A 26804-nucleotide genomic window follows, 5' to 3' on the forward strand; every position below is an offset into this window, starting at 1 on the left:
TGTTAGGTGTGACGTGTTTGTGACAGTGCGATCGCCAGCTCTATGGCGCTCAGCATGCTGCCGAGATCGGCTTTACCGCTGCCTGCAATATCCAGCGCAGTACCGTGATCAACGGAAGTGCGGATAATGGGCAAGCCCAGGGTGACATTCACGCCTTCGCCAAAGCTGGCGTGTTTGAGCACAGCCAAGCCCTGGTCATGATACATGGCCAGGAAAGCATCTGCCTTTGACAGGTTTTTCTGCGAGAACATGGTGTCAGCGGGCAGGGCGCCTATGAGTTGCATGCCTTCGGCGCGTAAATTTTCCAGCACCGGGTTGATGGTGTTGATTTCTTCCATACCCAGATAGCCATTTTCACCGGCATGTGGGTTGAGCCCGGCTACATAAATGCGTGGCTGTTTAATACCGAATTTATGTACCAGGTCATGGTGCAGAATACGGATGGTCGTGGTGAGTGCATTAGCCGTAATTGCTGCACTCACCTGTGTTAGGGGTAAATGCGTGGTGGCCAGCGCAACGCGCATGCCGCCACCGACCAGCATCATGACAACCTGTTCAGTATGGGTTTTTTCTGCCAGGTATTCGGTATGACCAGTAAATGCAATGCCCGCATCATTAATCACCCCTTTGTGTACGGGGGCAGTGACCATGGCATCAAATTCGCCGGATTGGCAACCAGCCAACGCACGGTCCAGCATAGTTAATACGGCGGCGCTGTTGGCTGCGTTGAGAGTACCAGCGATAACGGGAGCAGCGGTTGGCACGGGCAGCACATACAGACTGCCGTCACCTGCATGCGGTGCCAGTCTGTCTGTATAGCTGTTCAGTGCTAATGGCGTGCCTAACTTAGCGGCTCGAGCTTGTAACGCTGTTGGGTCTGCCAATACCACCAGCGCTGCAGGCATGGCGGTGTGGGCAAGTTTGACGCAGATGTCCAGCCCGATTCCGGCGGGTTCGCCAGCGGTAATGGCAATGCGTGGCAAGTGGCTCATGCGTTTAGAATTTGTCTTCTAAGCGCATTTCAACAAAGGCTTTGTCACGCAGCTCGTGGATCCAGTCGTTATAAGACTCTTCCGCTTTGCGCGCACGGATTTCCTGGCGTGCTTTTAAACGTTTGGATTCTTTTGACATATCCTGTTTGCGTCGCTCAAGGACCTGGATAATATGCCAGCCAAACTGGCTGCGGATAGGTGCGCTGACTTCGTTGACAGCCAGTTCGGCCATGGTTTTTTCAAATACCGGTACGGTGTCGCCCGGGCTGATCCAGCCCAAATCACCGCCACTGGAAGCGCTGCCATCGTCAGAATACTGGCGTGCCATGTCCTGGAATGGAGTGCCGTGGTCTATACGTTCCTTGATGCCATCAATTTTTTGCTTGGCTTCTTTGTCAGACAGCACTTCATTAGGCTTTAACAGGATATGGCGCACATGCGTTTGTTCCACAATCAGCGTGCTGGCGCCTGCGCGTCTGTCATTCAATTTGAGAATATGCACCCCGGTACCACTGCGGATAGGACGTGACACTCCGCCTGCCTGTAGGGGTTTAACCAGTTCCAGAAACTGTGCTGGCATTTGCTGGCCACTGCGCCAGCCCAAGCCGCCACCGTCCAGCGCATTCGGCGCGTCAGAAAAGTTGGCAGAGGCTTTTTCGAAGCTCATGCCTTCAGCCAGCGCTTTGGTCACTTGTTCAGTACGGGCTCTGGCCTTTTGAATATCTTCGGGTGAGCTGTCTTCAGGCAAGCGAATCAGAATTTGCGAGATATTGAACTCATCCAGATCGCCTTCTTTTTCCTGTGTGCTCAGATAGTTATCAATTTCTGCTTCGGAAATATTCACCTTGTTGTCGACATCGCGTTCGCGCAAGCGGGCAATAATAATGTCATTGCGGATATCTTCACGAAATTTGTAGAAGTTGGTGCCATCTTCTTCTAGTGCTTTTTTAAAGGCAGGCAAGGTCAGGCTGTTTTGTTCGGCAATCCGTTCTATGGTTTTATCCAGTTGTGCATCTTCGACTTTAATGCCGGTTTGAGCAGCCAGTTGCAGTTGCAGGCTATCGACGATCAGGCGTTCCAGAATCTGCTTTTGCAGTACCTCATCAGGCGGCACTTCAACGCCTTTTTTAATCATTTGTGCCTTGACGGCTTCCATGCGGTTCAGCATTTCCCGTTCCGTAATCACCGACTGGTCGACCACGGCGATAATGCGGTCCATTTTTTCAATCGGACGTTTTTCTGCGGCAAATAGTGTTGTTGATTGCGATGCATACAGCGCAAACACCATCGTGGAGATAAGGAAATTAGATAAACGTTTCATCATTGCGAGTTCTGGTCTCTGTAAATTGCCGGGATGTCATAGGTGCGCATATAAGTTGGAATATTGCGCTTAATCACATTTAACGGGTTGGCGCCAATAGACGTCAGCCCACCGAGTTCGAGTTGGAAAAACATGGCATAGTTCGCATTAGCTGTCGCGGTTTGTACACGCTGCATAACCGCGCGTGCCTGCCAGCAACCGGCATCATATTCCAGTCCGCCCAAAAATTGCACGGCATTACCATCGCGGATGGAGTAGTTGAGGCGGCTGATACCATACCAGCCTGCGCCTAATGGCCATTGGGCTGCGGTGTCGATTTGCTCAAGGGTATTGGCAGTGTATCGATAGCCAAAGCTGAAAGACTTGCCTGGTTCCGGGTTGTAACGCAGCAGAAAGTTGTTGCGTTCCATATTGCCACGGTCCGGATCATACTGCCAGAACGTGTCCAGGTTGAGACGGCTGGATAGGCGTGCAGTGAATCCAGCTAGGATATCAGAAGATTTCCGTGTGCTGTTTGTAGTGTAAGGTAGCGTTACCTTCTGATCTTCAAAATAAAAACGTTGGCCAAGTGTGCCGCTTAGACGTTCAATGCCTGTTTCGCTGTCAATCAAGCGACTGGTCAGTGCCAAGGTCATCTGGTTTGCATTGTTGAGCCTGTCATCTCCACTGAACTGATTTTCGTAAAAAATTGAGTTCTGGTTGAGCGTGTTGAGTGAGGTGTCAAAAATCGGAATCTTGCTCTGATCTTTATACGGGATATATACATAGTAGGCCCGTGGTTCGAGCGTGTGTGTGTATGTATTATCAAACAGGCTGGTTTCGCGATCGAAATACATGCCGGAGTCCAAGCTGACGATGGGCAAGGTTCGATTCAACTGGTTATACTCCTGAGAGTAACCAAATGGCGTGTTGTTGCTGAGGCTATATTGTATGGTTTGCACACCAACCTTGGGAGTGACATAGCCATAGGCATTTTTCATCGGGTAGGATACCGATGGGTAAAAACTCAAGCGGCTACCAGAAGGTGCGTTAATCATGCCATCCATAGCCTGAAAATTAACGTATTGTGCCCCAGTTTGCGTTTTAAACCCTTTCCACTCGTCATTGTAGGTCAAGGTCAATTGTGGCAGTCGTTGATATGCGTAAGAGACGTTATCAAGGTTTTGGTAGCGCTGTACCGTACCATTGAAAGTGACTTTCTCTCCGCCGTAATTGACATAAGCCATTTGTTGCAAGTTGACGCGAGAGGTCACTTGAATCCGAGTGGCCATTTCTGAAAAGTAAGTGTCATCTGACACTTTTTCCAGATTGTAACCACCTGACCACCGGTTACTAAAACGTTGTAAATGAGATAGCCTGACATAGAAACGGGTTTGATCCGTCATGCTGTCTTTATCCAGGTACTCAAGGTTGTTGATGCCTGAGTAGTCTTCATCCAGATAGCGGAATTCGCCTTGTAATTGCGTGCCACGCTTACTGAGAAAACGGGTGGCAATCGTGGCATCCATGTCCGGCCGGATATTAATATAGTAGGGAGTGAGCAACTCAAAGCCGCTTCTGGAGGTCGTACCCCACAATGGCGCGAGCAGGCCACTTTTACGCTGATTATTATAGGAAAAGCTCATCCATGGCGTGTAAAGGATAGGCACACCTTTAAATTCAACATAAGCATTGGTAGCGGCAGCTGTGTGTGTGTAGTCATTGAGCTCCATGCTGCTGGTCTTGATAAACCAGTCATCGACATCTGCTGCACACGAAGTGTAGCTGGCGTTCTTTAAGCGCTTGATGTTTTGACCTTCGAACAGCACCTGCTTGGCAGTCGCGCGTATATTGTCAAATGAGCTTCGGTTTTCCTGCGTGCTATAAGATTGATTATCTTCCAGATAGCGTTTGGGGTCGCTGAGCAAAATGGCCTGGTCACTTAATAGCGGACTGCTGTCCTGGTTGCTGGGCGGCGGTGGGCTGCTTTTAAACTCAATGGTGACATCACGCATTTCACCAATATTTTCACTCATGCGCATACGCAGCATCGGGCCAGTAATTTTGGTTTGGCCCGCTGTAATGACCGCATTACCGTCTACTTGCAATTCGTCATTCTGGATGTCATAGCGGATATCATCCCCGGTGACTTGCTGGCCTTCTTTGCGGATGACTGCGTTGCCTATCGCGCGCATTTGTCTATCCATGCGCAGCTGCAAGGTGTCACCCTCGATTTCAATGGCACCTGGCAAGGCGGCGTTTTCTGCCACGATCACCGCGGCCTCAGCTTGATCATCCGCGCGCGCATGCCCAGGCGTTAGCGTGCTGATGGCGATGATTGCCAGAATCAGACGGATGCCGCGGTCCTGAAAGGTGGATGAGTGAGCTTGCAAGTTATTCAAAGAGTGATCGTTTCGGTAAGGCCTGCTAATGGCCGGCAGTTATATGCACGCATCCCGGACCCTGCGGCCAGATGTCCCATTTCAATTGGGCTATATTATTCATGAAAATGCTTAAAAAGTCATTTTTCACTTAAAATGACAGCCGCATTTTAACAGTAATGCCCGTTAGTATGGGCTGATTCATTATTTGGGAACATTTGTGGATAGAACACAGCAACTACACCTTTGGCTGCAGCAGGTGCTTGATCAGCCTTTCACACTCACTACGGCTTCGGCAGATGCCAGTTTCAGACGTTATTTTCGCGTGCATTTGCCGACACACACCCTGATTGCCATGGATGCGCCGCCGCCACAGGAAGATTGTCGCCCGTTTGTGCGCGTGGCTGAGCAATTGCTGGCGGCCGGGCTGAATGTGCCAAAAATTGTGGCGCAGGACGTAGAACAAGGCTTTTTGCTGCTGAGTGACCTGGGCAATGATACCTATTTGTCACAGTTAAATCGCGACAATGCCAAAGCGTTGTATGGCGATGCTTGCCAGGCATTGATCAACATGCAACTGGCAACGCAGCCAGAAGCGTTACCACCGTATGATGCAGCTTTGCTGATGCGCGAATTGCAATTGTTTCCTGAGTGGTATGTGGGCAAGCATTTGGGCAAAGTATTGTCAGCCGAGCAGCAGGCCGTGGTGGATAAAACTTTCGCCTTGTTGATCGACAATATTTTGCAGCAGCCGCAAGTCACGGTGCATAGAGACTATCACTCACGCAATTTGATGGTCACGCCTGACAATAATCCCGGGGTGCTGGATTTTCAGGATGCCGTGATCGGGGCGATTACTTACGACCTGGTGTCCTTATTCAAAGATGCTTATATCCGTTGGGATGAGGAAGATTTAATGGACTGGGTCGTCCGCTACTGGCAAGCGGCAAAAAAAGCCGGTTTACCCGTCACCGCCGATTTTGGCGAGTTTTATAAAGACTTTGAATGGATGGGCGTACAACGCCATATCAAGGTGCTGGGTATTTTTGCCCGTTTGTATCACCGTGATGGCAAGGATGGCTACCTCAAGGATATGCCGTTGGTGATGCAATATTTGCAGGCGGCGTGTGAACGTTATGTCGAGTTGCGCCCGTTTCTTAAATTACTGTTGACGCTGGAAAAGGCAGACTAAGCCATGCGCGCGATGATTCTGGCCGCAGGCCGTGGTGAGCGCATGCGGCCGCTGACTGACCATACCCCCAAGCCATTATTAATGGTGGGCGGCAAACCGCTGATTGTCTGGCATATCGAGCGCCTGGCAGCCGCAGGTATCAGGGAGTTAGTCATCAACCATGCGCATCTGGGGCAGCAAATTGAAGATGCCCTGGGTGATGGGCAGCAATGGCAGGTGACGATCCGTTACAGTGCTGAAGGCACTGCGCTGGAAACGGCGGGCGGTATTGCCTATGCCTTGCCGTTATTGGGGGATGCGCCATTTTTGGTGGTGAATGGTGATGTCTTTACCGATATTGATTATGCCAGCCTGGCATTGCCAACCGGCAAACTCGCGCACCTGGTCATGGTCGATAATCCACCGCAGCATGCCGCGGGTGACTTTGCCCTGGAAAATGGGCTGGTGCTTGAGTCTGCTGCGGACCGATTGACGTTTTCGGGCGTGGGTGTCTATCATCCGTCGCTATTCGACAGTGTGCAGCACGGGCAAGCGGCTAAATTGGCCCCGTTGTTAAAAGCTGCCATGCAGCAGCAACTCGTGACTGGACAACATCACCACGGATTGTGGCATGATATCGGCACGCCAGAACGTTTAGAACAACTGGATCATTGGCTAAGTAAAAAGAGTTAAAAGCAAAAAAATTAATCAGGGGGAAACATGAAGCCACCATATGAGCATCGCACCGATAAAATCGCCCACCAGGCATTAATGTGGATAGAGCGGTTGGGCTTGGGGCTGGTCACGATCGCGACTTTCTTTTCGCTGGCACACGAACTCGCACGCATGTGGGATGCCGGCATGGTCGGGCTGGGTGATTTGTTGCAGCTGTTTTTATACCTGGAAGTGTTTTCCATGATTAACAGCTACTTCGGTACCGGTAAATTGCCTATGCGTTATCCGATTTATATCGCGATGGTGGCCTTGGCGCGTTATTTATTGCTGGACATGAAGGAAATGACCGAGACACATATGCTGGCGGTGTCTGCGGCAATTTTCATCTTGGCTGTTTCCGTCCTGGTCATGCGTTTTGGGCATTCGCGTTATCCTTACGAAGATATCCCCGAGCAAAAACGCGATTTGCTATAGCCTGTTGACAGGCCATCAGGCGGCGGCCAGCTCGCCGCTGAGCATGGTCACCTGGTTACGCCCTTGGGCTTTTGAGGTATACAACGCCTGGTCAGCCCTTGTGATAAAGCTGTCAGCAGATTCGCCTGGATGGTAAGCCGTCACCCCCATGGAAATGGTGATGTTGGAAATCAGGCGCTGGGTGACATTGTTTTTAATGGTGATGGCTGCAACCTGGCGACGAATATTCTCTGCAATCTCGTGCGCAATGTCCATGCTGGTGTGTGGCAGCAACAGTACAAACTCTTCACCGCCATAGCGCGCTGCGGTATATAAGTTGCCAGACACAGTTTTTAAGATTCTGGCCACAGCCTGAATCACTTTGTCACCAAATAAATGCCCGTAGCTGTCGTTCACTTTCTTAAAGAAATCAATATCGGCAATCATCAGGCAGGTTTCTTCTGCAGGCCCGGTGTCCAGGCATTGATGCAGAGCACTATCAAATCCCTTGCGGTTCATCAGCCCGGTCAGGCCATCAGAGATCGCCTCTTGCTTGGCCTTCATAATCTCGTTTTTCAGCTCGGCAATTTCTTCCAGGCTGGATGAGAGCTGATGCTGCAAACCATGCATGGACGCTTGCATTTGCTCTGTATCCGAGAGTAGAGATCCCAGTTGGGCGCCTAGTTGTGGATCCAGTTGTTGAATTTCATCGGACCAGGCATCCAGTGATTTCCTGAACTGGGAGGTTTCATGCCCGGCCTTTTCGGCGGAGGAGGTGATACTGGTCACCACCTGGTTAAAACGTTCGACCAGTACCTTGGCGCTATCGACATCTGCGCCAGCAATGTGTTTGTTAAACAGGTGGGTCGTACTCTTCTCGTTGAGTCTTTTTTCTTTCTCAATCAAGTCATTGACTTCTTCAATCAGGCGCGCATGTTCGCCCGATGAATATTCATACCAGACAGCGTAGCTGACCGGATGAAAAGCCGCATCCTGCATCGACATGTGATGGATGGCTTGTCGCAGGTATTCTGCACTTTTTTCTTTAGTGATTTCGTATTGCATCATGGCCTCTCGCGATGTTAAATTCAACGCAAAGAATCTTCTTATTGTTTAGTATTTGTACATACTCAAGGGGAATAACGGCAAGCCGGGGATTTTTTTAAGGGTAGACGCGAAAGAAAGTTAATAACCCATTATTTATATTGATATTTTTAATTAATTTTAATTCCATGGCTTATGAAAAATGAAGATTTAATGCAACTGGTGACCCTGAAAATGCCTTATGGCAAATATCAGGGCAGGCTGATTGCTGACTTGCCTGGCCATTACCTGCACTGGTTTGCGCGTGAAGGCTTTCCGCCGGGTGAGCTTGGCCGCTTACTGCACCTGATGCGTGAAATTGACCATAACGGACTGTCTTCGTTACTGACGCCTTTGCGCACCGAGGCAAGCAAGTATCATGATTAGGTTGATGCTGTTTTCCTGCTTGCTGGCCACGCAGGCTGTGCATGCTGATGAGGCATGGCAATCGCCTGATTACTTGCAGCAGGCATTCAATGAGGTGGCGTTGCATAGTGAATATGTGGCGGGCGAGCAGGTTGTGCGTAAATGGCAGCAGCCTGTTAAGGTGTGGCTGGTACATCATGCAGACCAAGCGGACACACACACAAAACTGACGCACTATCATCTGCGCCATTTATCGAGAATTACCGGTCACCCGATCAGTTTTGCGGCCAACGCAGCAGAAGCCAATATGATGGTCGTATTTAGTCAGTCTGCCCAGTGGCACCAAGAGGTTGCACAAGTCAGTAGCCATAAAAGCAGGCAGCCGCCCGCCGATGCCATGTGCATGTTTGGCCTCACCCTGGATGCACAAAATGCCATCAAGCGCGCCTGGGTGGTCATTCCTGTGGACCATGCGAATGAGCGTGGTTTGCTGGTGTCTTGTATTGTGGAAGAAATCACCCAAGCCATGGGCTTGCCGAATGATTCAGAAAAAGTCTATCCCTCGGTGTTTAACGATAAAACGCCAGAGTCATTATTAACCGGCCTCGATGCCTTATTGCTGAAAATGCTGTATCTACCGGCGATCAAACCCGGCATGCGCGCCGGGCAGGTGCAGCCTATCCTGGCGCGTCAATTGCAACAATGGCAAAGCGACGGCACCATACAATCTGCCGAAAAAAATGTCCGGCAATCCGAGTTATATGACATGATGGGCTTCTAACCAGCCTTCTGGCTGGAACCATTCCTGCAATTGCCAACCAAATACGCTACAATTCCCACCTATTCAGAATGTGCCTTGAGTGTTCCCATGCAAGAATTTTCCCGTCGTCGCCAGCAACTGATCAGCAGCATGCAAGCCGGTATCGCGGTGATTCCTACCGCGCCAGAAGTGACACGCAATCGTGACAGTCATTATCCTTACCGCTTTGACAGTTATTTTTATTACCTGACCGGGTTTAAAGAGCCTGAGGCTGTACTGGTGCTGATTGCCGGACCAGAGCCGAAAAGTATCCTGTTTTGCCGTGACAAAGACGTGGATCGCGAAATCTGGGATGGTTTCCGCTATGGACCAGAGGCTGCCAAAACAGAATTCGGTTTTGATGAAGCCTACTCCATCACGCAGCTGGATGAACAGTTGCCCAAGCTGATGGCGAATCAGCCAGAATTGTTTTTTAGCCTGGGCAGTGATGCGGGCTGGGATGCGAAAGTCAGCACTTGGCTGAATGCCGTCAAGGCGCAAGCCCGCACCGGCGTGCAGGCGCCTGCCAAGCTGATTGATGTGCGTCAACCGCTGGATGCCATGCGTCTGCTTAAATCCCCCTACGAAGTTGAGGTGATGCGCCGCTCGGCCAGTATTGCGGCCAGCGCGCATAACCGTGCCATGCAGGCGGTGATTCCGGGCAAGTGGGAATATGAAATCGAGGCTGAGTTTTTACATGCGTTTTATAGCCAGGGCGCGCAAGCACCGGCTTATACCAGTATTGTGGCAGGCGGCGCGAATGCCTGCACCTTGCACTACAACGCGAATAACGCCCAGTTACAAGTGGGCGAATTGCTGCTGATTGATGCCGGTTGCGAGCTGGATGGTTATGCCTCTGATATTACACGTACTTTTCCGGTGAGCGGCCGTTTCAGTGGCCCACAAAAAGATTTGTATGAATTGGTGCTGGCGTCACAGGCGGCAGCCATTGCCAGCGTGAGCCCGCAGCATCACTGGAATGCACCGCATGAGGCGGCACTGGATGTGTTGGTGGATGGCTTTATCCATTATGGGTTGTGCCAGGGCAGCCGTGATGCCGTGCTGGAAACCGGCAGTTACCGCCAGTTTTATATGCACCGCACCGGTCACTGGCTGGGACTGGATGTGCATGACGCCGGTGAGTATAAAACCGCTGATGGTGACTGGGTCATGCTGCAATCAGGCAATATGTTAACGGTAGAACCTGGCTGCTATGTGCGTCCGGCAGACAATGTGCCTGAACATTTCTGGAATATTGGCATCCGGATTGAAGATGATGTGCTGGTGACCGCCAATGGACATGAGGTGATCACCTCGGCGGCGGTGAAGACCGTGGACGATATTGAAGCGCTCATGCGTCAGCACGCATAAGCGATTTGAGTATAGATTGAGATGGAATCAAAGGCAGTCAGTGTGATGCAAACCATAAACCATCCGGTAGTGATAGGCGGCGGCCCAGTCGGGCTGGTGCTGGCGCTATCCCTGCAACAATCCGGAGTGCCAGTGACGGTGCTAGAGGCGCAGTCGCCTGGCGCCATGTATGGCGATGGCCGCGCGTTGGCCTTGTCTTTCGGCACACGCCAGGTATTAGAGCAATTGGGTGTGTGGGCGCAGTTAGAAACGGCCGTGACGGCGATTGAAACTATTCATGTCTCGCAGCAAAAAGGCTTTGGCCGCACGCTGCTAAAAGCGCAGGAACATGATTTGCCTGCCTTGGGTTATGTGGTGTCTTATGGCGCCTTGATGCAGGCGCTGGATGCGCGGCTTGAACAATCGCCAGCAGGCATCACCATGCAATATCAGGTGCCGGTGACGGGGCTGGATGTATATGCCAGCGCAACTGAGGTTGAATATCAGACAGTTGATGGTGTCGTACAAAAACTATCGACGCCTTTAGCCGTGATTGCCGATGGCGGCCGCAGCCTGGAAGCAATTCCTGGCCTGGTGCGTGAAACCAAGCATTATGGGCATGATGCGCTGGTTGGCCTGGTGCAGACCGAGCAGCCACACCACAATATTGCCTATGAGCGTTTTACGCCTCGCGGGCCGATGGCATTGCTACCCAACGGGCAGCAGTTTTCACTGGTATGGACGGGTGAGCAGGCGTATTTGGATGAGATCGCCGCGCTGGATGATGACGCTTTCCTGCAAGCCTTGCATGAAGCCTTTGGTGACCGCGTCGGCAAATTTTTGCATGCAGGGAAACGATTCAGGTTTCCGCTCAAACTCAGTAAATTAGGCCAAACCTTTGCCGCGCATTGCGTGGTGATTGGTAACGCGGCGCAAACCATGCACCCGGTGGCCGGACAAGGGTTTAATGTCGGCATCCGCGATGCCGTAGCCTTAGCCAAAAACGTGGCTGCAACACAAGCCAGTGAATGGGGCGCAGCACACCGCCTGGCGGAGTATCACCAGTCACGGCAGCGCGATACAGGCCGTGGCCTGCAATTTACCGACTTTTTGGTGAATGTGTTTTCTAATGACCTGGTCGGTGTCGGCCTGTTGCGTGGCGCGGGACTGGGAGCGCTCAGCCTATTGCCGATGGCGCGGCGTTTCCTGGTGAACAAGATGAGTTATGGCAGTTGAAAACCCTTTGATTAAAACCGATGTCGCGATTGTGGGCGCAGGCCTGGTGGGCCTGACGGCGGCCATTGCCTTGTCTCGCCTGGGAAAAAAGGTGGTGTTGAACGATGCCAAGCCTGCACAGTCATTGCCAGCAGGCTGGATAAGTGACGTGGCACATTGGGATGCCCGCATTTATGCACTGACCAATCAAACTGTAAATTGGCTGCGCGAGCTGGGCGTGTGGTCACGCCTGCCTGCCAGCCGTCTCAATCCGATTGCGGCCATGCATTTATGGTCGCCCACACATCACCATGCCACGCCTAGCTTGAGCCTGAGTGCGGATGAAGCGCATCTGCCTGAGATGGGCTATATCGTTGAAAGCCAGGCATTGATACATGCCTGCTGGCAGGTATTGGCCGAATCTGAGGTGACTGTGATCACCGACGCCCCGGCGCAGTCATTGCAACATTGCGGTCATATGGTGCGTTTATCCTTGCCGCAGCATGAAGTTGAAGCCTCCTTGTTGTTAGGCGCGGATGGTGCGCGGTCCTGGGTGCGATCACAATGTGCAGTGGGTGTGCAACAAGTGGATTTTGCCCAAACGGCGCTGGTGACGAATTTTAAAGCTGAACGTCCGCATGGCAATATTGCCAGGCAGTGGTTTGGCGAACACGAAACCCTGGCTTTACTACCCATGCCGCAACAACAGGTCTCATTGGTTTGGGCATTGCCGCATGCGGTTGCCAAGCAAAAACAGGTCTTGTCCGCCGAGGCCTTGGCTGTAGAAGTGGCTGAGCGTAGTGGTCAGCCACTTGGGCAGTTAACGCCGAGTGGCCCAGTGCTGGCTTTCCCGCTGATGCAGAACACAGCCGATACCATGGCGTTGCCACAAGTGATGCTATTAGGCGATGCCGCGCATCAGGTGCATCCGATGGCCGGGCAGGGCGTTAACCTGGGCTTTCAGGATGTACAGGCGCTGTGCGCGCAGGTTGCCGAATTGCCTGCTGTTCGGCCGTTAGGCGATGCACGTTTTTTACGGCATGTGATGCGTACGCGGCAGCCGGATATTTTAAAGATGCATGCACTGACTCGTGGCCTGGATGCCTTGTTTGCGCGTCCGCAAGCCGTGTGGACACATGCTGCCCTGCTAGGCTTACGTGGTGTGGAAAACAGTGCTATGCTTAAACGTTTTTTAATTCGCGCAGCGACTCAAGGCTGATGTGGCAGAGAGCGATTGCGCATGTTTGAGAAAGAGTATGTCATGAAAAAATCTATCGGCCAGTGTGTGATGGGTGGCTTGCTTGCCTTGGCCGCGCTATGGTCTTTTAACAGTGTTGCCGACGAAGCCAGCCTGAAAAAACTGGTAGAAAGCGCTTATCCCAAATTCAAGGTCGACAGTGTGACCAAAACGCCATATCCGGGCTTGTACGAAGTGTTTATGGGCGGGCAAATCATTTACACCGATGACAAGTTCAGTTTCCTGATTGCTGAAGGCCGCCTGGTGGATCCAAAAAGCAAAAAAGACATTACTGGTGAACGCATGGATGAGTTGACCAAGATCGACTTCAATACGTTACCCTTGGATCAGGCGATTAAAGTGGTCAAAGGCAACGGCAGCCGCAAGTTGGTGGTATTTTCTGATGTGGATTGCCCATTCTGCAAACGCCTGGAGCAGAAAGAACTCAGCAATATTAATGACGTGACGATTTATACCTTCTTGTATCCGATTGAGCAATTACACCCGGATGCGGCCAATAAATCACGCAGCATCTGGTGTGCGACCAACCGTGTTAAAGCCTGGCAGGACTGGATTTTGAATAACAAGCTGCCGACGACAACAGCCAAGTGTGAAGTGCCACTGGAAAAAGTCGGTGAGCTGGCACATAAAGTCGGTGTGAACAGCACACCAACGCTGTTTTTTGAAAACGGTAAGCGCATGTTAGGTGCCCAGCCTTACGACGAAATTGAAAAGTCGTTACAGGCAGCTAAAAAGTAATTCCAATACCTAAATAAAAAGGGGCTATTCATAGCCCCTTTTTTATTGTGCGCGCTGGATTTAACCACCGCCACTGACCACCTTGCCCATTTTGAAGATAGGCATATACATGGCAACGACCAGGCCACCGATCAATACACCAAGCACCACCATAATCACGGGTTCCATCAGGCTGGAGATAGCTGCGACAGCGTCATCTACCTCGCCTTCGTAGAAGTCAGCGACCTTGGTCAGCATGCCGTCTAATGAGCCGGACTCTTCACCAATGGCAGTCATCTGGATCACCATGCTAGGAAATACATTGGCATTTTGCATGGCGACGGTGAGGCTGGTGCCAGTACTGACTTCGCTTTGAATCTTTTTGGTCGCATCAAAATAAACCTTATTGCCAGATGCCCCAGCGACAGAATCTAAGGCTTCCACCAGCGGTACCCCGGCTGCAAACATAGTCGACAGTGTACGGGCAAAGCGGGCAATGGTCGCCTTGCGGATCAGCTCACCAAAAATAGGCATACGCAGCATTAAACGATCCATGGTCGCTTGCATTTTTTCTGAGCGTTTCCAGGTGTAGAAAAAGAACCAAAAGCCAAAGCCCAGTGTGCCAAAAATAGCCCACCACCAGGCGACAAAGAAATTGGACAGATTGATGACGATGACTGTAGGTGCAGGCAGATCGGCCCCAAAACTGCTAAACAAGTCTTTAAAGGCGGGCACCACAAAAATCATAATCACTGCGGTAATAATAAAAGCGACGACAATGATGGAAACGGGATAGACCAGTGCAGACTTGATCTTGCTTTTAATGGCAAGAATCTTTTCCTTATATGTGGCCAGACGCTCCAGCAAGCTATCCAGAATACCGGCCTGTTCACCAGCGCCGACCAGGTTGCAGAACAGTTGGTCAAAATATAAAGGATATTTGCGGAATGCCGCACTTAGGCTGCTACCGGTTTCCACGTCAGATTTGATATCACCCAGTAACTTGGATACGGCAGGATTGTGGTGACCTTTGCCAACAATATCAAACGCTTGCAATAAAGGCACACCCGCTTTCATCATGGTGGCGAGCTGGCGTGTAAACAAAGTAATGTCTTTTTCTGTGACTTTGCCTTTGGCGGCCAGTGCGCTTTGTTTTTTGACCTTGAGTATCGTAATGCCCTGGCGGCGTAAGGTGGCATTCACCACGGCCTCGCCATTGGCGCGCATTTCGCCTTTGACCAGCTTGCCTTTGCGGTCTTTACCTTCCCACTGATACACCGATTGTTTGATATTGCCAGTCGCCATAGTGTTTTCTTAAAAATGAGGTTGATTGAGTCACCAAGATTATTCGTTGGTGACGGCTTCGACTTCTTCAATCGAGGTTAAGCCCTGTTTCACCTTGAGCAGGCCTGATTCCCGCAGGTCTTTCACGCCTTCTTTTTTTGCTTGTGCCGCAATATCCAGCGCATTGCCGTTAGACATAATAATCTGCGCCATGGCTTCACTGATAGGCATGACCTGGTAAATACCGACGCGGCCTTTATATCCATTATTGCAGTGCTCACAGCCGCCTTCTTTCGCCCCGTAGAGTTGCCAGTCGCCGTGCAGCATGGCTTCTGTGAAGCCTACTTTGAGCAGCGCTTCCTGCGGGACATCTAGCGGCACTTTGCAATGTTTGCACAAGCGTCTGGCCAGACGTTGTGCAGTAATTAACGTCACGGCTGAGGCAATGTTAAAGGGGGCGACGCCCATATTCAATAGCCGCGATAAGGTGGTTGGTGCATCATTAGTATGCAGTGTGGATAACACCATGTGACCGGTAGAGGCTGCTTTAATGGCCATGTCCGCGGTTTCCAGGTCGCGAATTTCACCAATCATGATAATGTCAGGATCCTGGCGCAAAAAGGATTTTAGCGCGGCGGCAAAAGTCAGGCCTTGCTTGTCATTCACGTTGACCTGGTTGATGCCGGGCAACGGAATTTCTGCCGGGTCTTCAGCGGTAGAGATATTCACGCCTGGGTCGTTAAGCAAGTTCAGGCAAGTGTACAGCGACACGGTTTTACCCGAGCCAGTTGGCCCGGTGACCAATACCAGGCCATACGGACGGTGAATGGCCTTGAGCAGCGAGGCTTGCTGCTCAGGTTCATAGCCCAGCGCTTCAATGCCCAGCGTGGCGCTGGTCGGGTCCAGAATCCGCATCACAATTTTTTCGCCGTGAATCAGTGGCAAGGTACTGACGCGGAAATCAATGGCGCGCGTTTTACTCAGAATCAGCTTCATGCGGCCATCTTGCGGAATTCTTTTTTCAGAAATATCCAGATTGGAGATCACTTTAATCCGCGAGGCCAGTTTTTCTTTAATCGCCAATGGCGGCTGCGACATATCCCTTAACACACCGTCCACCCTGAAGCGAATGCGGTAAAACTTTTCATAAGGTTCAAAGTGCAGGTCAGAAGCGCCCATATTGATGGCATCCATCAGCACTTTTTGCAGGAACTTGACGACTGGCGCGTCATCCACCTCCTGCAACACTTCAACTTCCTGCTCTTCGCTGTTTTCTTCCAGCCCCAGGTCAAAGTCATCGCCGCCTGTATTCAGGCTAGACATGCTGGTGTCTTTGGATTCGACGACTCTATCTATCCATTTACCCAGCTTGTCATCTTCCACCACCACCGGGAACAGCGTGGCGCCCATCTGGAACTGGATGGTGTCCAGAGAGTGCAGGTTGGTCGGGTCAGAAATCGCAATGTAAGCCACATTGCTTTTTTGTTGCAGCAGCAATACACGGTGCGACTGCATGAGTTTGATATCTATGGTTTTGTCAGGCAGGGAGTCCTGATCCAGTGCGTCCAGGTCTAGAAACGGGAAGCCGAAGGCATCTGAAGCGGTTTGTGCAATATCTTTAGCGGAAATCTTTTTTTGTGCCAGCGTCGCGGATAGAAAGCTGACCTTTTGTGCCAGGGATTTTTCCTGTAAAGCGGCGGCATCCTCTTCGCTCATGAGCGAAGATTGCACCAGCATGCGCGCCATGCCTCCCAGTTTCCGTGAACTTTCCAGTGTTGCCATAGATGTCTTTAAGCGTGTCTTCTAAACAGTGAAATAGGTCAGTTAATGTACTGATACAACTATACTTTTTACCTCAGTATACGTGGGCCATTCCAGATTCAAATCGTTGAAAAGACGGGCTCTCATGCAGCATTTATACAAATTTTAACTGGATTTTTTAGCTTTCGTTAAAAGATACAAAAATACGCTTGACATTTAAATAATGCTAACTTATAAATCCTTAAGGCGTTTGGGTTCAGGTTTTTTGTAGCCGTCTTTAAGTAAAGCAAAGCTTGTTAATTGCGACTGGAGTACTTGAGACAAACTTTTGGGGCGCCTCCCTGTTAAGTAAAAAAGTAAGGAAGTAAAATGGCAACAGGTACCGTAAAGTGGTTTAACGACTCTAAGGGCTTTGGATTCATTACTCCCGATGACGGTGGTGACGATTTGTTCGCGCACTTCTCCGCAATCGTTGAATCTGGTTATAAAAGCTTGAAAGAAGGTCAACGTGTATCCTTTGATGTGACTGAAGGTCCAAAAGGGAAACAGGCCTCCAACATACAAAAAGCATAATTTTTGTTTTAGGGGTAAAAAATACAAAACGGCTCGCAATTGCGAGCCGTTTTTTTATGCCTGATACCGGTGAGCCGGCAATCTATTAGGACATTTGCTTGATGATCTCGTCACCAAATTCGGCCGTACCAACTTGGGTAGCGCCTTCCATCTGGCTGCTAAAGTCGCCGGTCACGCGCTTGCTGGCAATGGCTTTGGCCACGCCGTTGATGACCAGGTCGGCTGCTTCTACCCAACCCATATGGCGCAACATCATTTCTGCTGACAAAATCAGTGAGCTTGGGTTGGCCAAGTTTTTACCAGCGATTTTAGGTGCCGTGCCGTGCGTGGCTTCAAACATGGCCACGGTGTCGCTTAAGTTGGCACCAGGGGCAATGCCGATACCGCCAACTTGTGCCGCCAGCGCGTCACTCATGTAGTCGCCATTGAGGTTCAAGGCAGCCACGACATCGTAATCTTCCGGATGTAACAGGATTTCTTGCAGGAAGGCATCGGCGATACAGTCCTTGATCACAATGCCATTCGGCAGTTTGCACCATGGGCCGCCATCAATCAGCTCGGCACCAAATTCTTCTTTAGCCAGTTGATAGCCCCAGTCACGGAAGCCACCTTCGGTGAACTTCATGATGTTGCCTTTGTGGGTGATGGTCACAGATTTGCGGTTGTTATCAATCGCGTATTGAATCGCTTTACGGATCAGGCGCTTGCTGCCATCAATCGACACTGGTTTGATACCAATCGCAGAAGCTTCTGGGAAGCGGATTTTCTTGCGTACGCCCATATCGCTCAAGAAGTTAATCACTTTCTTCACTTCTTCAGTCCCAGCCGCCCATTCAATGCCGGCGTAAATGTCTTCGGTGTTTTCACGGAAAATCACCATGTCAGTTTTTTCCGGATGCTTGACCGGGCTAGGCACGCCAGTGAAATACTGGATAGGGCGCAGGCAAACGTATAAATCCAGTTCCTGGCGCAAGGTCACGTTCAATGAACGGATGCCGCCGCCAACAGGCGTGGTCAATGGGCCTTTGATCGAAATGACATAGTCTTTCAGCACCGCCATGGTTTCATCAGATAACCATGTGTCTTTGTCATAGACCGTTGTAGACTTTTCACCGGCGTAGACTTCCATCCAGGAGATTTTGCGTTTGCCGCCATAGGCTTTTTCAACCGCAGTGTCCACCACTTTGATCATGGGTGGCGTAATGTCGATACCAATGCCATCGCCCTCGATAAACGGGATAATAGGTTGGTCGGGAACATTTAGGGTATTATCAGCATTGACGGTGATTTTGCTGCCGGTCGCAGGCACCTTGATTTTAGACATAGCACTTTCCATGTTATTACTGTTTAACAAACCCTTTAACGTCGTTTGCCAGTTTACTGCTCATGAGAAGCACGCGACGCTCAAGGACTATATTCCGATTCCCAACGTATATGCCGCCGGGCGGTTAGATACCGATTCTGAAGGATTGCTTATTCTAACCGATGACGGCGGATTGCAACATCGTTTAAGTCATCCCAAGCATAAACAGGTCAAAACCTATTGGGCACAAGTCGAAGGTGCTCCTACACAAGCAGATTTGATGCCATTGCAACAGGGCGTAGACCTGGGTGACTTTGTAACGCGGCCTGCGCAGGTCAAAATCATCGCTGAACCTGACCAATTGTGGCAACGGGAACCGCCGATTCGCGAGCGTAAGCATATTCCCACCACCTGGCTGGAGATTAAGATAAGTGAAGGCAAGAACCGCCAGGTGCGGCGAATGACCGCCCACGTGGGGTTTCCAACCTTGCGTTTGATCCGTTATGCGATTGGCCCGTATACGTTGGACGGAATCTTGCTTGGGCAATATGAGAAAGTCAGTTTAGTAAGGTAAATCATGAAACAAGTGGTGGTATTCAGACACGCTTGCTGCGAGGGTGCTGGTTATTTGGGCACTTTTTTAGCGCGGCATGCTATTCCGTGGTGCGAAGTGCGCATTGATAAAGGCGAAGCGGTACCGACGTCGGTCGACGATTACAGCGGAATCGTGCTCATGGGCGGCCCCATGAGTGTGAATGATGACTTGCCGTGGATTCCGCCGTTGCTGCAATTAATCCGGCAGGCGGTAGACAAAGATGTGCCTTTGCTTGGGCATTGCCTGGGTGGGCAGTTAATCAGTAAAGCACTGGGCGGTGTCGTCAGCAAGAATCCGGTCAAGGAGATCGGCTGGGGACAGGTGCAGGTGGCTGATCATGCTGCCGCGCGCGACTGGTTTGGCGATCTGCAAGGGTTTAACAGTTTTCACTGGCACGGCGAAACATTTACGGTGCCAGCAGGGGCGACGCACGTGTTATCCAGCCCCTATTGCGCCAATCAGGCCTATGTCATGGGCAAGCATATAGGCTTGCAGTGCCATATTGAAATGACACCAGAGATGGTCAAAGTGTGGACCGAACAATGGAAGAATGACATCGCCAGTGCGGCGGCTAGTCCGGCGGTACAATCGGCGGATACCATGCTGGCAGAGGTGGCAGAAGATTGTGACGTGCTGCACCAGGTGGCGGATAAAGTGTACAGCCGCTGGATTCAGGGCCTGGCTTAAGTCTAGTTTCGTCTACAGTTTCGACTACTCGCGCTCAGCCAGGTCTGGTTGGGCTTTTTCCAACTTGTGCAGCGCGTAGCGCCGTTGCTTGTGGCGGTTATATTGCCATAAGTATTGCGCCGGACATTGTGCCACCTGACGCTCAATCGCTTGGTTGAGCAGGGTGGGCGTGCTAATGTCATCCACCTTTGTCAGGTGGATATTGAATCCTTTGCCTGCGGGTAGCCGCTCACCAAAGGCCATAATCACTAGCGCATCGGCCTTGGTAGCCAGTTTGCTGGCCAGCCCCATGGTATAGGCGGGCTTGCCAAAAAAGTCCGCCCATTCGCCTTCGCCCTGTCTGGGGATCTGGTCTGGCAAGATGCCGATGGCGAGGCCGGATTTCAACGACTGCAATAGTTTTTTCACGCCGCTGGCATTGGCTGGCGCCATCTCTACTTTGCCTTTTTCCCTACCTTTGACCACCAGTTCGCTCAACCATTCTAGTTTTGGCGGTCTGTACAAAACCGTAATCGGCGCGCGTTCGCCGTAGTAAATCGAGGTGATTTCAAAGCAGCCCAGGTGCGGCGTGAGGAATATCAGCCCTCTCTTTTGCGCTTGCGCTTCGGTCACATGTTCCCAGCCATGCACTTGCTGTATCAGCGGTAGCAGCTTGGCAGCAGGGCTTCCCCAGATGAAAAATGTTTCCATCAGGGCCTTGCCCGCTTCGATGCGGCTGGTTTTGACCAGTTGCCGGGCTTGGGCATCATCAGCCGCCAGGCCACTTTGCTGGATATTGGCCAGGGCGATGCCGTTGCTTTTTTTGTCCGTCAGGTAAGATAGCCAGCCGAAAAAAGCGCCCAGTTGATGTACCCAGGAGAGTGGCAGGCAGGCCACGGTTTTACAGAAAAACAGCAACATGAGACTAATTTATAAACGCATTCTGTTAAAATTCGGGATTAGCCCGTATGTTAACAAAATGTGGTTTAAAAACCCGCATCTGCACAATTTATTTCAACACTGCTTATTTTGAAACTCGTCCAGCCACATTATCAAGAGCCCACCTGCCAGGCGGCATTGCAACAGCATGGGCTGAATGCGTTTGATGACTGGTGGACACGCGAGATTGACTGGTTTGAAGCGCCTAACCAGCGCCGTGGTGGCTGGAGTGGTGTTGGTAAGCTGGTATTGCCGCTGGCAGGTCAGCCTGCACTCACCGTGTTTGTTAAAAAGCAGCAAAATCATGGTCGCCGCACCTGGCAGCACCCATGGGTTGGTGAGCCTACTTTCAGGCGTGAGTTTCATCGTTTGCAGGCCTTGGCTGCCGCGGGTATTCCGGCGCCTAAAGTGCTGATGTATGCCGAGTCGCTACAGGCAGGCAACCAGCGCGCCATTTTAGTCACGGAAAATCTGCATGGATTTGTTGATTTGGAGCAATGGCTGCCAAGCCTGCTGAAGCAACCCCAGGCTCTGCGCAGGCAATACTTGCGTGCGATTGCAAGGCAGATCCGCCGCTTTCACGATTTGGGCTGGGTGCACCGCGCCTTGTATCCCAAACATATTTTTGTACAAGCCGATGACATCACTGCGCAAGTGGCGTTGATTGACCTGGAAAAAGCCAGGAAAAGCCTGGGTGCCTGGCGTCGAGCGCGATTCGATTTGGCCGCGCTGCACCGCCATACAGAAGGCTTGGCGGACAGCGATCGCCTGTATTTTTTTAAACAGTATTTGCACGGAGAGGCATTTGCGCGCCCTTTAAGCCGATGTGATAAGCAGTTACTCAAACGCATTACCCAGCGTAGCAAGCGTTAACAGACAAGTATGCCTATGGAACACACTTTACCAAGATTTAGTATCGGGCTGGTCAATTACAAAACACTGGATTTGACCCGCACTTGTTTGAATCTCCTCAAAAGCCATTTTGACAGTGGCGCGCTGGATGCCAATAGGGTGGACGTGTGGGTGGTAGATAACGACTCCGCCGACGAAAGTACTGCTTATTTGCGCAGTCTCGATTGGATACACCTGATTGAGCGCCCGTCGCCTGGCAAGGAGCAGGGATTTGCCGCGCATGGCGAAGGCCTGGACCTGATTTTGGGTGCCATTCAGTCGGACTATCTGTTTTTGATGCATACCGATACGTTTATTTATGAGCCGCAAATCTTTATTGAGTGTTTGCAGCGCATGCAACGTCAGCCTCATATTGCCGCCATCGGTTGCTTGCATCAGTTAAACCGCGGGCATGTACGTTTGTTCTGGCGCGCGTTTACCGGTTTTTTCAAATACCACAGCCGCCGCCTGAAACAACGCATGGGCTTGCCTGCACGCCAGGCCAGGCCTTATATTGAACCTTACATTAAAAGCTTTTTCGCTTTGTGGAACGTGGGTTTGATGAAGCACCTGGGTTACCGGTTTTATATGGAACAGCAAATTCCAGGCTATGTGCTGCAAGACAAGCTGGCAGCACAAGGTTATGTCATCGAGCGCATGTCGCCTGCCAGGTTATTCCGCTATCTTGACCATGTCGAGGCTGGCACGGTGGGCCTGGTGAGTGGTTATACGGCGCAGAACCGCCGTTTGCAGCGCAAACAGGCCATGCTTAAACAATTACAGTCACAGCAGGAACAGACAAAATGACGATCTCAGACGGGGTATTGCCGATTGAAATGGCGCATGGTTTTACGCTAGATGCGCAACAGGCCAAAGACATAGGAAGCCTGTTGTCTGAGGATTATGCGCAGGCGCAACCTTTTCCGCATGCTGTCATCGACGATATTTTTCCCACGGCGTTTACGCAGTTGCTGCTGGACCACTTTCCACAAGATGCCAAGGCGCATGACAAAGTCTATGAAAAAGGCTATGGCGGCACGCACAAGCGGCAGATTTCACCGTATGACTGTGACGAAACCCTGCGTGCGGCGTTTGCCTTATTCAATTCTGCCCCGATGTTGCAGTTTATTGAGGCGTTAACAGGCATGAAAGGGCTGTTGCCTGACCCGTATTTTGCCGGTGGCGGCTTGCATGAGACCTCGGCAGGAGGTTTGCTGGGTATTCATGCCGATTTTCAGGTGAATGAAGGCTTACAGCTTTACCGCCGCGTGAATATGCTGGTGTATCTGAATCAGGACTGGTTGCCGGAGTATGGCGGCAATCTCGAGCTGTGGGACAGGCAAATGCAAGCCAAGCAGCAAACGGTGGCGCCTGTGTTTAACCGCTGTGTGATTTTTAATACCGATGCTGACAGTTTTCATGGGCATCCAGATCCGTTAACGACGCCGGACGGCGTGACGCGCCGCTCGATTGCGCTGTATTACTACCAGGCCTTGCCTATTCCTAACGCTGAAGGCGAGTCACGTCATACCTTGTATGTGGCGCGACCGCATGACGATGCAGCGACCAAATCGCAAGTCAAAAAAATGATGAAAAAACGCGATAAACGCGCGAAAAAGTTATTCTCTGACCAATCAGGCTGGCTGCAACAACTCACGCAGTGGTGGAAATCCCGCTAATGGGTGCAATACCTGACGCGATCATCGCGCCTGTCCTGTGTGAAGTGGTGGATGCTGCTACCGGCGCTATCCGGCTGGCTGGCCAGACTGCGCTGACGCAGTTGACGGCTGTGCGTGTGTTGCCGCAGCGGCGCTGGGTATTCCGTGCGCAGTGGTCTGGCAAGGCAGTCTTTGCCAAGGTGTTTGTGGGGGCACAAGCCGCGAAATACGCTGCGCGTGACGCGCAAGGGGTAGGCTGGCTCACACAGGCAGGCCTGGCGACTCCCGCCTTGCTATGGCAGGGCGAGTCTGCTGACCAGCGCGCCCGTGTCTTGATTTATGCTGCGATTGCGCCTGCCGATAATGCGGATGTGCTGTATAAATCGCTACCATCTGTGCAAGGTTTGGCATTGCTCAAGCAACTGGTGCAAACGTTGGCGGCACAACATGCTGCCGGGCTGATACAAACCGACTTGCATCTGAAGAATTTCCTGCTGGCCGATGGCCAGGTGTGGTCACTGGATGGCGATGGTATCCAGCAAGCGACGTTGAGCAAGCATCGTGCGTATCGCCAACTGGCTGAGTTAGTCTCTAAAATCCAAGTGCTGGATCAACATGCCTGGGTGGCGCCATTGCTGGCAGCCTACGATGCTGCGCGCGGCTGGCAGGCTACATTAGTCCCTGCGACATTATTGGCCTGGGCGAAGCAAATGAAAGCACAAGAAGTCGAGCGTTATGTGACGCGCAAGATTTTCCGTACCTGCAGCGATGTGACCTGGCAGCAAACTAGCCAGAGTGCGCAAGCCGTGAGTACCACAGGCGGTTTGCATGTGACCGACTTGCCTGCGCTGGAAGTGGCCATGCATGTTGGTCAGGTATTAAAACCAGGCAACACCTGCACCGTTGTGCATACGCATCTGCAAGACCAGTCGGTGGTCATCAAGCGTTATAACATCAAGAATTGGCTGCATGGCCTGGGTCGCGCGTGGCGCCCCAGTCGTGCGGCCGCCTCGTGGCGCAATGCCCATCGTCTGCAGTATTACGGTATGCTGACGCCACAACCTTTGTTGATGTATGAGCGCCGTTATTGCGGCATACGCGGACGTGCTTATTTCGTGTCTGCTTATAGTCCCTGGCCGGATGCACAGGCTTTTTTTCAGCAGTGCCAAGATGAAGCGCTGCGTCAGCATGTGGTCCAGCAACTGGTGACATTGTGTTACCAGTGGTTTTTGCTCAAGGTGTCACATGGCGACATGAAGGCCAGTAATCTACAAGTGACAGATCGGGGCGATATTGTCGTCATTGACCTGGATAGCATGCAGCAGCACCGCCGTACGCAAATGGCGTTGCGCGCACATGCCAAAGATATCCGCCGCCTGTTGCAAAATTGGCAAGCCGATACTTCCCTGTATAATGCGCTGGTAAAGTCGTTTAGCCTGATTTATCAGGACCATACGCCACTCAAACTGGCGGGCATTTCCATTTAATTATTTAGTCATTACGCGAGTTTCTGCATGATTGTTTTAGGTTTATCCGGTGCCTTGGGGCATGACGCTTCTGCCGCCATTTTAGTGGACGGCAAGATTGTCGCTGCGGCGGAAGAAGAGCGTTTTATTCGCGACAAGCACGCCAAGAATCACTGGCCTTACGAAGCCTCCAAGTTCTGCCTGAAACAGGCTGGAATTACACCGGACCAGGTGGATATTGTCGCTTTTCCTTATGGTGAAATCCCACTGACGTCAGCTGCGCGCTGGCATTACGCCAAACGCTACTGGTATGCGCCGGACCGCGCACTGGATGCGATTTTCAACGGTAACCGCCGTTTCCGCCGCAACCGCGATAAATCGCTCAAACTGATGGCGGAGTTGGGATTGACCAAGGCTAAATATGTGCCGGTGGAGCATCATCTGGCGCACGCCTCCAGCGCTTATCATTTAAGCGGGTTTAAAGAAAAAACAGCGATTGTTGGCATTGATGGCAAAGGTGAGTACGCCACGACCTTTTTCGGCTATGGCGAAAATGGCAAGATTCACAAAATAAAAGAATTCTATGACCCGGATTCGCTGGGTGGTCTGTATGGCGCCATCACTGAGTTTCTCGGCTTTGAAATGCTGGATGGCGAATTTAAAGTCATGGGCATGGCACCGTATGGCGATCCGACGAAGTATGATTTGAGTCGCCTGGCCAAATTTGAAAACGGTGAACTCATCATTAACACCGAATATGTCAATGTGGTGGGCTTGCGCCGTTATAAAGAGACCGATGCCGATGGTAAATCCAAAGGTTATTACTTTACGCCCAAGCTCATCGAATGGCTGGGCCCCAAGCGTAAAGGCGATGAAATCGATGACCCGTATATTCATTACGCGGCCAGCGTGCAGAAGCTGCTGGAAGACCTGGCATTGCAGATGATTGAGTATTACTTGGGCGACATCATCCGCGAAACCGGCAAGATTGTGATGGCAGGTGGTGTGGCGCTGAACGTAAAACTGAATCAACGCATTATTGCCTTGCCGCACGTGAAAGAGTTGTTTGTGCAACCGGCTTCTGGCGATAACGGCACTAGCCTCGGCGCAGCAACTTATGCTGCACATTTGGCAGGTGAAACCATCCATAAGATGGAACACGCCTACCTGGGCCCGGCGTTCACTAACGAAGAGTGTATCGCCGCCTGTGAGGCACATCCGGCCAAGCCTGTTTTTACCCGTGTCGAAGATGGCCCGCGCAAGGCGGCTGAATTGCTGGCGGCAGGGAATCCACTGGCGTGGTTCCAGGGCCGTATGGAATTTGGCCCGCGCTCATTAGGCTGTCGCAGTATTCTGGGCGACCCGAGTTTTCCGGGTGTGGCTGACCGCATCAATGCGCAGATTAAATATCGTGAACGTTGGCGGCCATTCTGTCCCAGCATGCTGGACCGTATTGCGGTGGATATCCTGCAAACCGAGCATCCAGCGCCATACATGACATTCACCTTTGATGTGAACCCGGCCTGGAAAGCGCGTATTCCGGAAGTGGTGCATGAAGATGGCACCGCGCGTGCGCAGATTGTGACCAAAGCGACCAATCCGCGCTATTACGCGCTGATTGAGCATCTGGAGCAGTTGCGTGGCAATGGCGTGGTACTCAATACCTCGCTCAATCGCCGCGGCGAGCCGATGATTTGCAGCCCGACCGATGCCTTGAACATGTTCTATGGCTGCGATCTCGAATATCTCATGCTGGAAGATATCCTGGTCACCAAATCTGCCTGAAGACTGGCTTGAAGCGTGTCGCTTCAAGCTGGTTTTGCCAAATGGTGTATATTGTTTTAAGTCATTGAATCCTCTAAAAAAACAATCAAATTTGGTAATTCAGTTTGACGTCTTGCACCAGTT

At 51.4% G+C, this 26804-nt stretch carries 25 protein-coding genes; 17 read left to right on the top strand and 8 right to left on the bottom strand.

What is annotated here, in order from left to right; all coding sequences use genetic code 11:
* Positions 1-2: 2 nt before the first annotated feature.
* The 3 genes from pdxA to INP79_RS09720 are packed head-to-tail and all read right to left on the bottom strand — an operon-like array spanning position 3 to position 4694.
* Entirely contained in the window at positions 3-992 is a 990-nt protein-coding gene (gene pdxA, locus INP79_RS09710; protein ID WP_194754093.1) for a 4-hydroxythreonine-4-phosphate dehydrogenase PdxA, read from the bottom strand.
* 4 nt (positions 993-996) lie between these two features.
* Positions 997-2316, bottom strand: a complete 1320-nt coding sequence (locus tag INP79_RS09715; RefSeq protein ID WP_370583253.1) for a peptidylprolyl isomerase — start codon at positions 2314-2316, stop codon at positions 997-999.
* On the bottom strand, positions 2313-4694 hold the full coding sequence (locus tag INP79_RS09720) for an LPS-assembly protein LptD (RefSeq protein ID WP_194754094.1): 2382 nt from the start codon (positions 4692-4694) through the stop codon (positions 2313-2315). The genes INP79_RS09715 and INP79_RS09720 overlap by 4 nt, the downstream gene beginning before the upstream one ends.
* A gap of 199 nt (positions 4695-4893) precedes the next feature.
* Between INP79_RS09720 and INP79_RS09725 the strand changes: the two genes are divergently transcribed.
* The 3 genes from INP79_RS09725 to INP79_RS09735 are packed head-to-tail and all read left to right on the top strand — an operon-like array spanning position 4894 to position 6993.
* Positions 4894-5865, top strand: a complete 972-nt coding sequence (locus tag INP79_RS09725) for a phosphotransferase (protein ID WP_194754095.1) — start codon at positions 4894-4896, stop codon at positions 5863-5865.
* Between the two features lie 3 nt (positions 5866-5868).
* Complete coding sequence (gene murU / locus INP79_RS09730; RefSeq protein ID WP_194754096.1) at positions 5869-6537, top strand: N-acetylmuramate alpha-1-phosphate uridylyltransferase MurU; 669 nt, start codon at positions 5869-5871, stop codon at positions 6535-6537.
* A 27-nt stretch (positions 6538-6564) separates the two neighbouring features.
* Positions 6565-6993, top strand: coding sequence for a phosphate-starvation-inducible protein PsiE (locus INP79_RS09735; RefSeq protein ID WP_194754097.1), 429 nt, complete (start codon positions 6565-6567; stop codon positions 6991-6993).
* Positions 6994-7008: 15 nt separating this feature from the next.
* Here the strand turns inward: INP79_RS09735 and INP79_RS09740 are convergent, their stop codons facing one another.
* On the bottom strand, positions 7009-8040 hold the full coding sequence (locus INP79_RS09740; protein ID WP_194754098.1) for a GGDEF domain-containing protein: 1032 nt from the start codon (positions 8038-8040) through the stop codon (positions 7009-7011).
* A 171-nt stretch (positions 8041-8211) separates the two neighbouring features.
* Between INP79_RS09740 and INP79_RS09745 the strand changes: the two genes are divergently transcribed.
* From INP79_RS09745 to INP79_RS09770, 6 genes are all read left to right on the top strand, one after another.
* A complete protein-coding gene (locus INP79_RS09745) occupies positions 8212-8442 on the top strand; it encodes a DUF3820 family protein (RefSeq protein ID WP_194754099.1) in 231 nt (76 codons plus the stop codon).
* Positions 8435-9202, top strand: a complete 768-nt coding sequence (locus INP79_RS09750) for a DUF2927 domain-containing protein (RefSeq protein ID WP_194754100.1) — start codon at positions 8435-8437, stop codon at positions 9200-9202. Before INP79_RS09745 ends, INP79_RS09750 begins: the two co-directional genes overlap by 8 nt.
* A gap of 87 nt (positions 9203-9289) precedes the next feature.
* Complete coding sequence (locus INP79_RS09755; protein ID WP_194754101.1) at positions 9290-10591, top strand: aminopeptidase P N-terminal domain-containing protein; 1302 nt, start codon at positions 9290-9292, stop codon at positions 10589-10591.
* 45 nt (positions 10592-10636) lie between these two features.
* Positions 10637-11806, top strand: coding sequence for an FAD-dependent monooxygenase (locus INP79_RS09760; RefSeq protein WP_194754102.1), 1170 nt, complete (start codon positions 10637-10639; stop codon positions 11804-11806).
* Entirely contained in the window at positions 11796-13004 is a 1209-nt protein-coding gene (locus INP79_RS09765) for an FAD-dependent monooxygenase (RefSeq protein ID WP_194754103.1), read from the top strand. The genes INP79_RS09760 and INP79_RS09765 overlap by 11 nt, the downstream gene beginning before the upstream one ends.
* A 42-nt stretch (positions 13005-13046) precedes the next feature.
* On the top strand, positions 13047-13781 hold the full coding sequence (locus INP79_RS09770; RefSeq protein WP_228519850.1) for a DsbC family protein: 735 nt from the start codon (positions 13047-13049) through the stop codon (positions 13779-13781).
* Between the two features lie 60 nt (positions 13782-13841).
* On the opposite strand, the gene INP79_RS09775 is transcribed toward INP79_RS09770, so the two are convergent.
* Together INP79_RS09775 and pilB are read right to left on the bottom strand one after the other, a co-directional pair.
* The gene (locus INP79_RS09775) at positions 13842-15065 is read right to left on the bottom strand and encodes a type II secretion system F family protein (RefSeq protein ID WP_194754105.1); all 1224 of its coding nucleotides are present in this window, start codon (positions 15063-15065) and stop codon (positions 13842-13844) included.
* 39 nt (positions 15066-15104) lie between these two features.
* Entirely contained in the window at positions 15105-16826 is a 1722-nt protein-coding gene (gene pilB, locus INP79_RS09780; protein ID WP_194754106.1) for a type IV-A pilus assembly ATPase PilB, read from the bottom strand.
* Between the two features lie 348 nt (positions 16827-17174).
* Between pilB and INP79_RS09785 the strand changes: the two genes are divergently transcribed.
* On the top strand, positions 17175-17378 hold the full coding sequence (locus INP79_RS09785) for a cold-shock protein (protein WP_013441419.1): 204 nt from the start codon (positions 17175-17177) through the stop codon (positions 17376-17378).
* A gap of 85 nt (positions 17379-17463) precedes the next feature.
* Here INP79_RS09785 and icd read toward each other — a convergent pair whose 3' ends face one another.
* Positions 17464-18702, bottom strand: a complete 1239-nt coding sequence (gene icd / locus INP79_RS09790) for an NADP-dependent isocitrate dehydrogenase (RefSeq protein ID WP_370583254.1) — start codon at positions 18700-18702, stop codon at positions 17464-17466.
* A gap of 10 nt (positions 18703-18712) precedes the next feature.
* Between icd and INP79_RS09795 the strand changes: the two genes are divergently transcribed.
* Both INP79_RS09795 and INP79_RS09800 read left to right on the top strand, forming a co-directional pair.
* A complete protein-coding gene (locus tag INP79_RS09795) occupies positions 18713-19255 on the top strand; it encodes an rRNA large subunit pseudouridine synthase E (RefSeq protein WP_194754107.1) in 543 nt (180 codons plus the stop codon).
* A 3-nt stretch (positions 19256-19258) separates the two neighbouring features.
* Positions 19259-19963, top strand: a complete 705-nt coding sequence (locus INP79_RS09800) for a type 1 glutamine amidotransferase (protein ID WP_194742767.1) — start codon at positions 19259-19261, stop codon at positions 19961-19963.
* Positions 19964-19987: 24 nt separating this feature from the next.
* On the opposite strand, the gene INP79_RS09805 is transcribed toward INP79_RS09800, so the two are convergent.
* Positions 19988-20863, bottom strand: coding sequence for a lysophospholipid acyltransferase family protein (locus INP79_RS09805; RefSeq protein WP_194754108.1), 876 nt, complete (start codon positions 20861-20863; stop codon positions 19988-19990).
* Between the two features lie 108 nt (positions 20864-20971).
* On the opposite strand from INP79_RS09805, the gene INP79_RS09810 reads away from it, so the two are divergent.
* From INP79_RS09810 to INP79_RS09830, 5 genes are read left to right on the top strand one after another with little or no spacing between them, the layout of a single operon-like run.
* Complete coding sequence (locus INP79_RS09810; protein WP_194754109.1) at positions 20972-21754, top strand: lipopolysaccharide kinase InaA family protein; 783 nt, start codon at positions 20972-20974, stop codon at positions 21752-21754.
* 15 nt (positions 21755-21769) lie between these two features.
* Positions 21770-22579, top strand: coding sequence for a glycosyltransferase (locus tag INP79_RS09815; protein WP_228519851.1), 810 nt, complete (start codon positions 21770-21772; stop codon positions 22577-22579).
* Positions 22576-23451: a 2OG-Fe(II) oxygenase gene (locus tag INP79_RS09820; protein WP_194754111.1), complete on the top strand. Its 876-nt coding sequence runs from the start codon at positions 22576-22578 to the stop codon at positions 23449-23451. The genes INP79_RS09815 and INP79_RS09820 overlap by 4 nt, the downstream gene beginning before the upstream one ends.
* A complete protein-coding gene (locus INP79_RS09825) occupies positions 23451-24917 on the top strand; it encodes a lipopolysaccharide kinase InaA family protein (RefSeq protein WP_194754112.1) in 1467 nt (488 codons plus the stop codon). Before INP79_RS09820 ends, INP79_RS09825 begins: the two co-directional genes overlap by 1 nt.
* A gap of 27 nt (positions 24918-24944) precedes the next feature.
* Positions 24945-26681: a carbamoyltransferase gene (locus tag INP79_RS09830; RefSeq protein WP_194754113.1), complete on the top strand. Its 1737-nt coding sequence runs from the start codon at positions 24945-24947 to the stop codon at positions 26679-26681.
* The last annotated feature ends 123 nt before the right edge of the window (positions 26682-26804 follow it).

The sequence above is a fragment of the Methylophilus sp. QUAN genome, from assembly GCF_015354445.1.
Lineage (GTDB): Bacteria > Pseudomonadota > Gammaproteobacteria > Burkholderiales > Methylophilaceae > Methylophilus.

Excerpts from the sequence above, each read along its gene's own strand:
- pdxA (WP_194754093.1), bottom strand. The coding sequence starts at position 992 with ATGAGCCACTTGCCACGCATTGCCATTACCGCTGGCGAACCCGCCGGA.
- INP79_RS09715 (WP_370583253.1), bottom strand. The coding sequence starts at position 2,316 with ATGATGAAACGTTTATCTAATTTCCTTATCTCCACGATGGTGTTTGCG.
- murU (WP_194754096.1), top strand. The coding sequence starts at position 5,869 with ATGCGCGCGATGATTCTGGCCGCAGGCCGTGGTGAGCGCATGCGGCCG.
- INP79_RS09735 (WP_194754097.1), top strand. The coding sequence starts at position 6,565 with ATGAAGCCACCATATGAGCATCGCACCGATAAAATCGCCCACCAGGCA.
- INP79_RS09740 (WP_194754098.1), bottom strand. The coding sequence starts at position 8,040 with ATGATGCAATACGAAATCACTAAAGAAAAAAGTGCAGAATACCTGCGA.
- INP79_RS09745 (WP_194754099.1), top strand. The coding sequence starts at position 8,212 with ATGAAAAATGAAGATTTAATGCAACTGGTGACCCTGAAAATGCCTTAT.
- INP79_RS09750 (WP_194754100.1), top strand. The coding sequence starts at position 8,435 with ATGATTAGGTTGATGCTGTTTTCCTGCTTGCTGGCCACGCAGGCTGTG.
- INP79_RS09755 (WP_194754101.1), top strand. The coding sequence starts at position 9,290 with ATGCAAGAATTTTCCCGTCGTCGCCAGCAACTGATCAGCAGCATGCAA.
- INP79_RS09760 (WP_194754102.1), top strand. The coding sequence starts at position 10,637 with ATGCAAACCATAAACCATCCGGTAGTGATAGGCGGCGGCCCAGTCGGG.
- INP79_RS09765 (WP_194754103.1), top strand. The coding sequence starts at position 11,796 with ATGGCAGTTGAAAACCCTTTGATTAAAACCGATGTCGCGATTGTGGGC.
- INP79_RS09770 (WP_228519850.1), top strand. The coding sequence starts at position 13,047 with ATGAAAAAATCTATCGGCCAGTGTGTGATGGGTGGCTTGCTTGCCTTG.
- INP79_RS09775 (WP_194754105.1), bottom strand. The coding sequence starts at position 15,065 with ATGGCGACTGGCAATATCAAACAATCGGTGTATCAGTGGGAAGGTAAA.
- pilB (WP_194754106.1), bottom strand. The coding sequence starts at position 16,826 with ATGGCAACACTGGAAAGTTCACGGAAACTGGGAGGCATGGCGCGCATG.
- INP79_RS09785 (WP_013441419.1), top strand. The coding sequence starts at position 17,175 with ATGGCAACAGGTACCGTAAAGTGGTTTAACGACTCTAAGGGCTTTGGA.
- icd (WP_370583254.1), bottom strand. The coding sequence starts at position 18,702 with ATGTCTAAAATCAAGGTGCCTGCGACCGGCAGCAAAATCACCGTCAAT.
- INP79_RS09795 (WP_194754107.1), top strand. The coding sequence starts at position 18,713 with ATGTTATTACTGTTTAACAAACCCTTTAACGTCGTTTGCCAGTTTACT.
- INP79_RS09800 (WP_194742767.1), top strand. The coding sequence starts at position 19,259 with ATGAAACAAGTGGTGGTATTCAGACACGCTTGCTGCGAGGGTGCTGGT.
- INP79_RS09805 (WP_194754108.1), bottom strand. The coding sequence starts at position 20,863 with ATGTTGCTGTTTTTCTGTAAAACCGTGGCCTGCCTGCCACTCTCCTGG.
- INP79_RS09815 (WP_228519851.1), top strand. The coding sequence starts at position 21,770 with ATGGAACACACTTTACCAAGATTTAGTATCGGGCTGGTCAATTACAAA.
- INP79_RS09820 (WP_194754111.1), top strand. The coding sequence starts at position 22,576 with ATGACGATCTCAGACGGGGTATTGCCGATTGAAATGGCGCATGGTTTT.
- INP79_RS09825 (WP_194754112.1), top strand. The coding sequence starts at position 23,451 with ATGGGTGCAATACCTGACGCGATCATCGCGCCTGTCCTGTGTGAAGTG.
- INP79_RS09830 (WP_194754113.1), top strand. The coding sequence starts at position 24,945 with ATGATTGTTTTAGGTTTATCCGGTGCCTTGGGGCATGACGCTTCTGCC.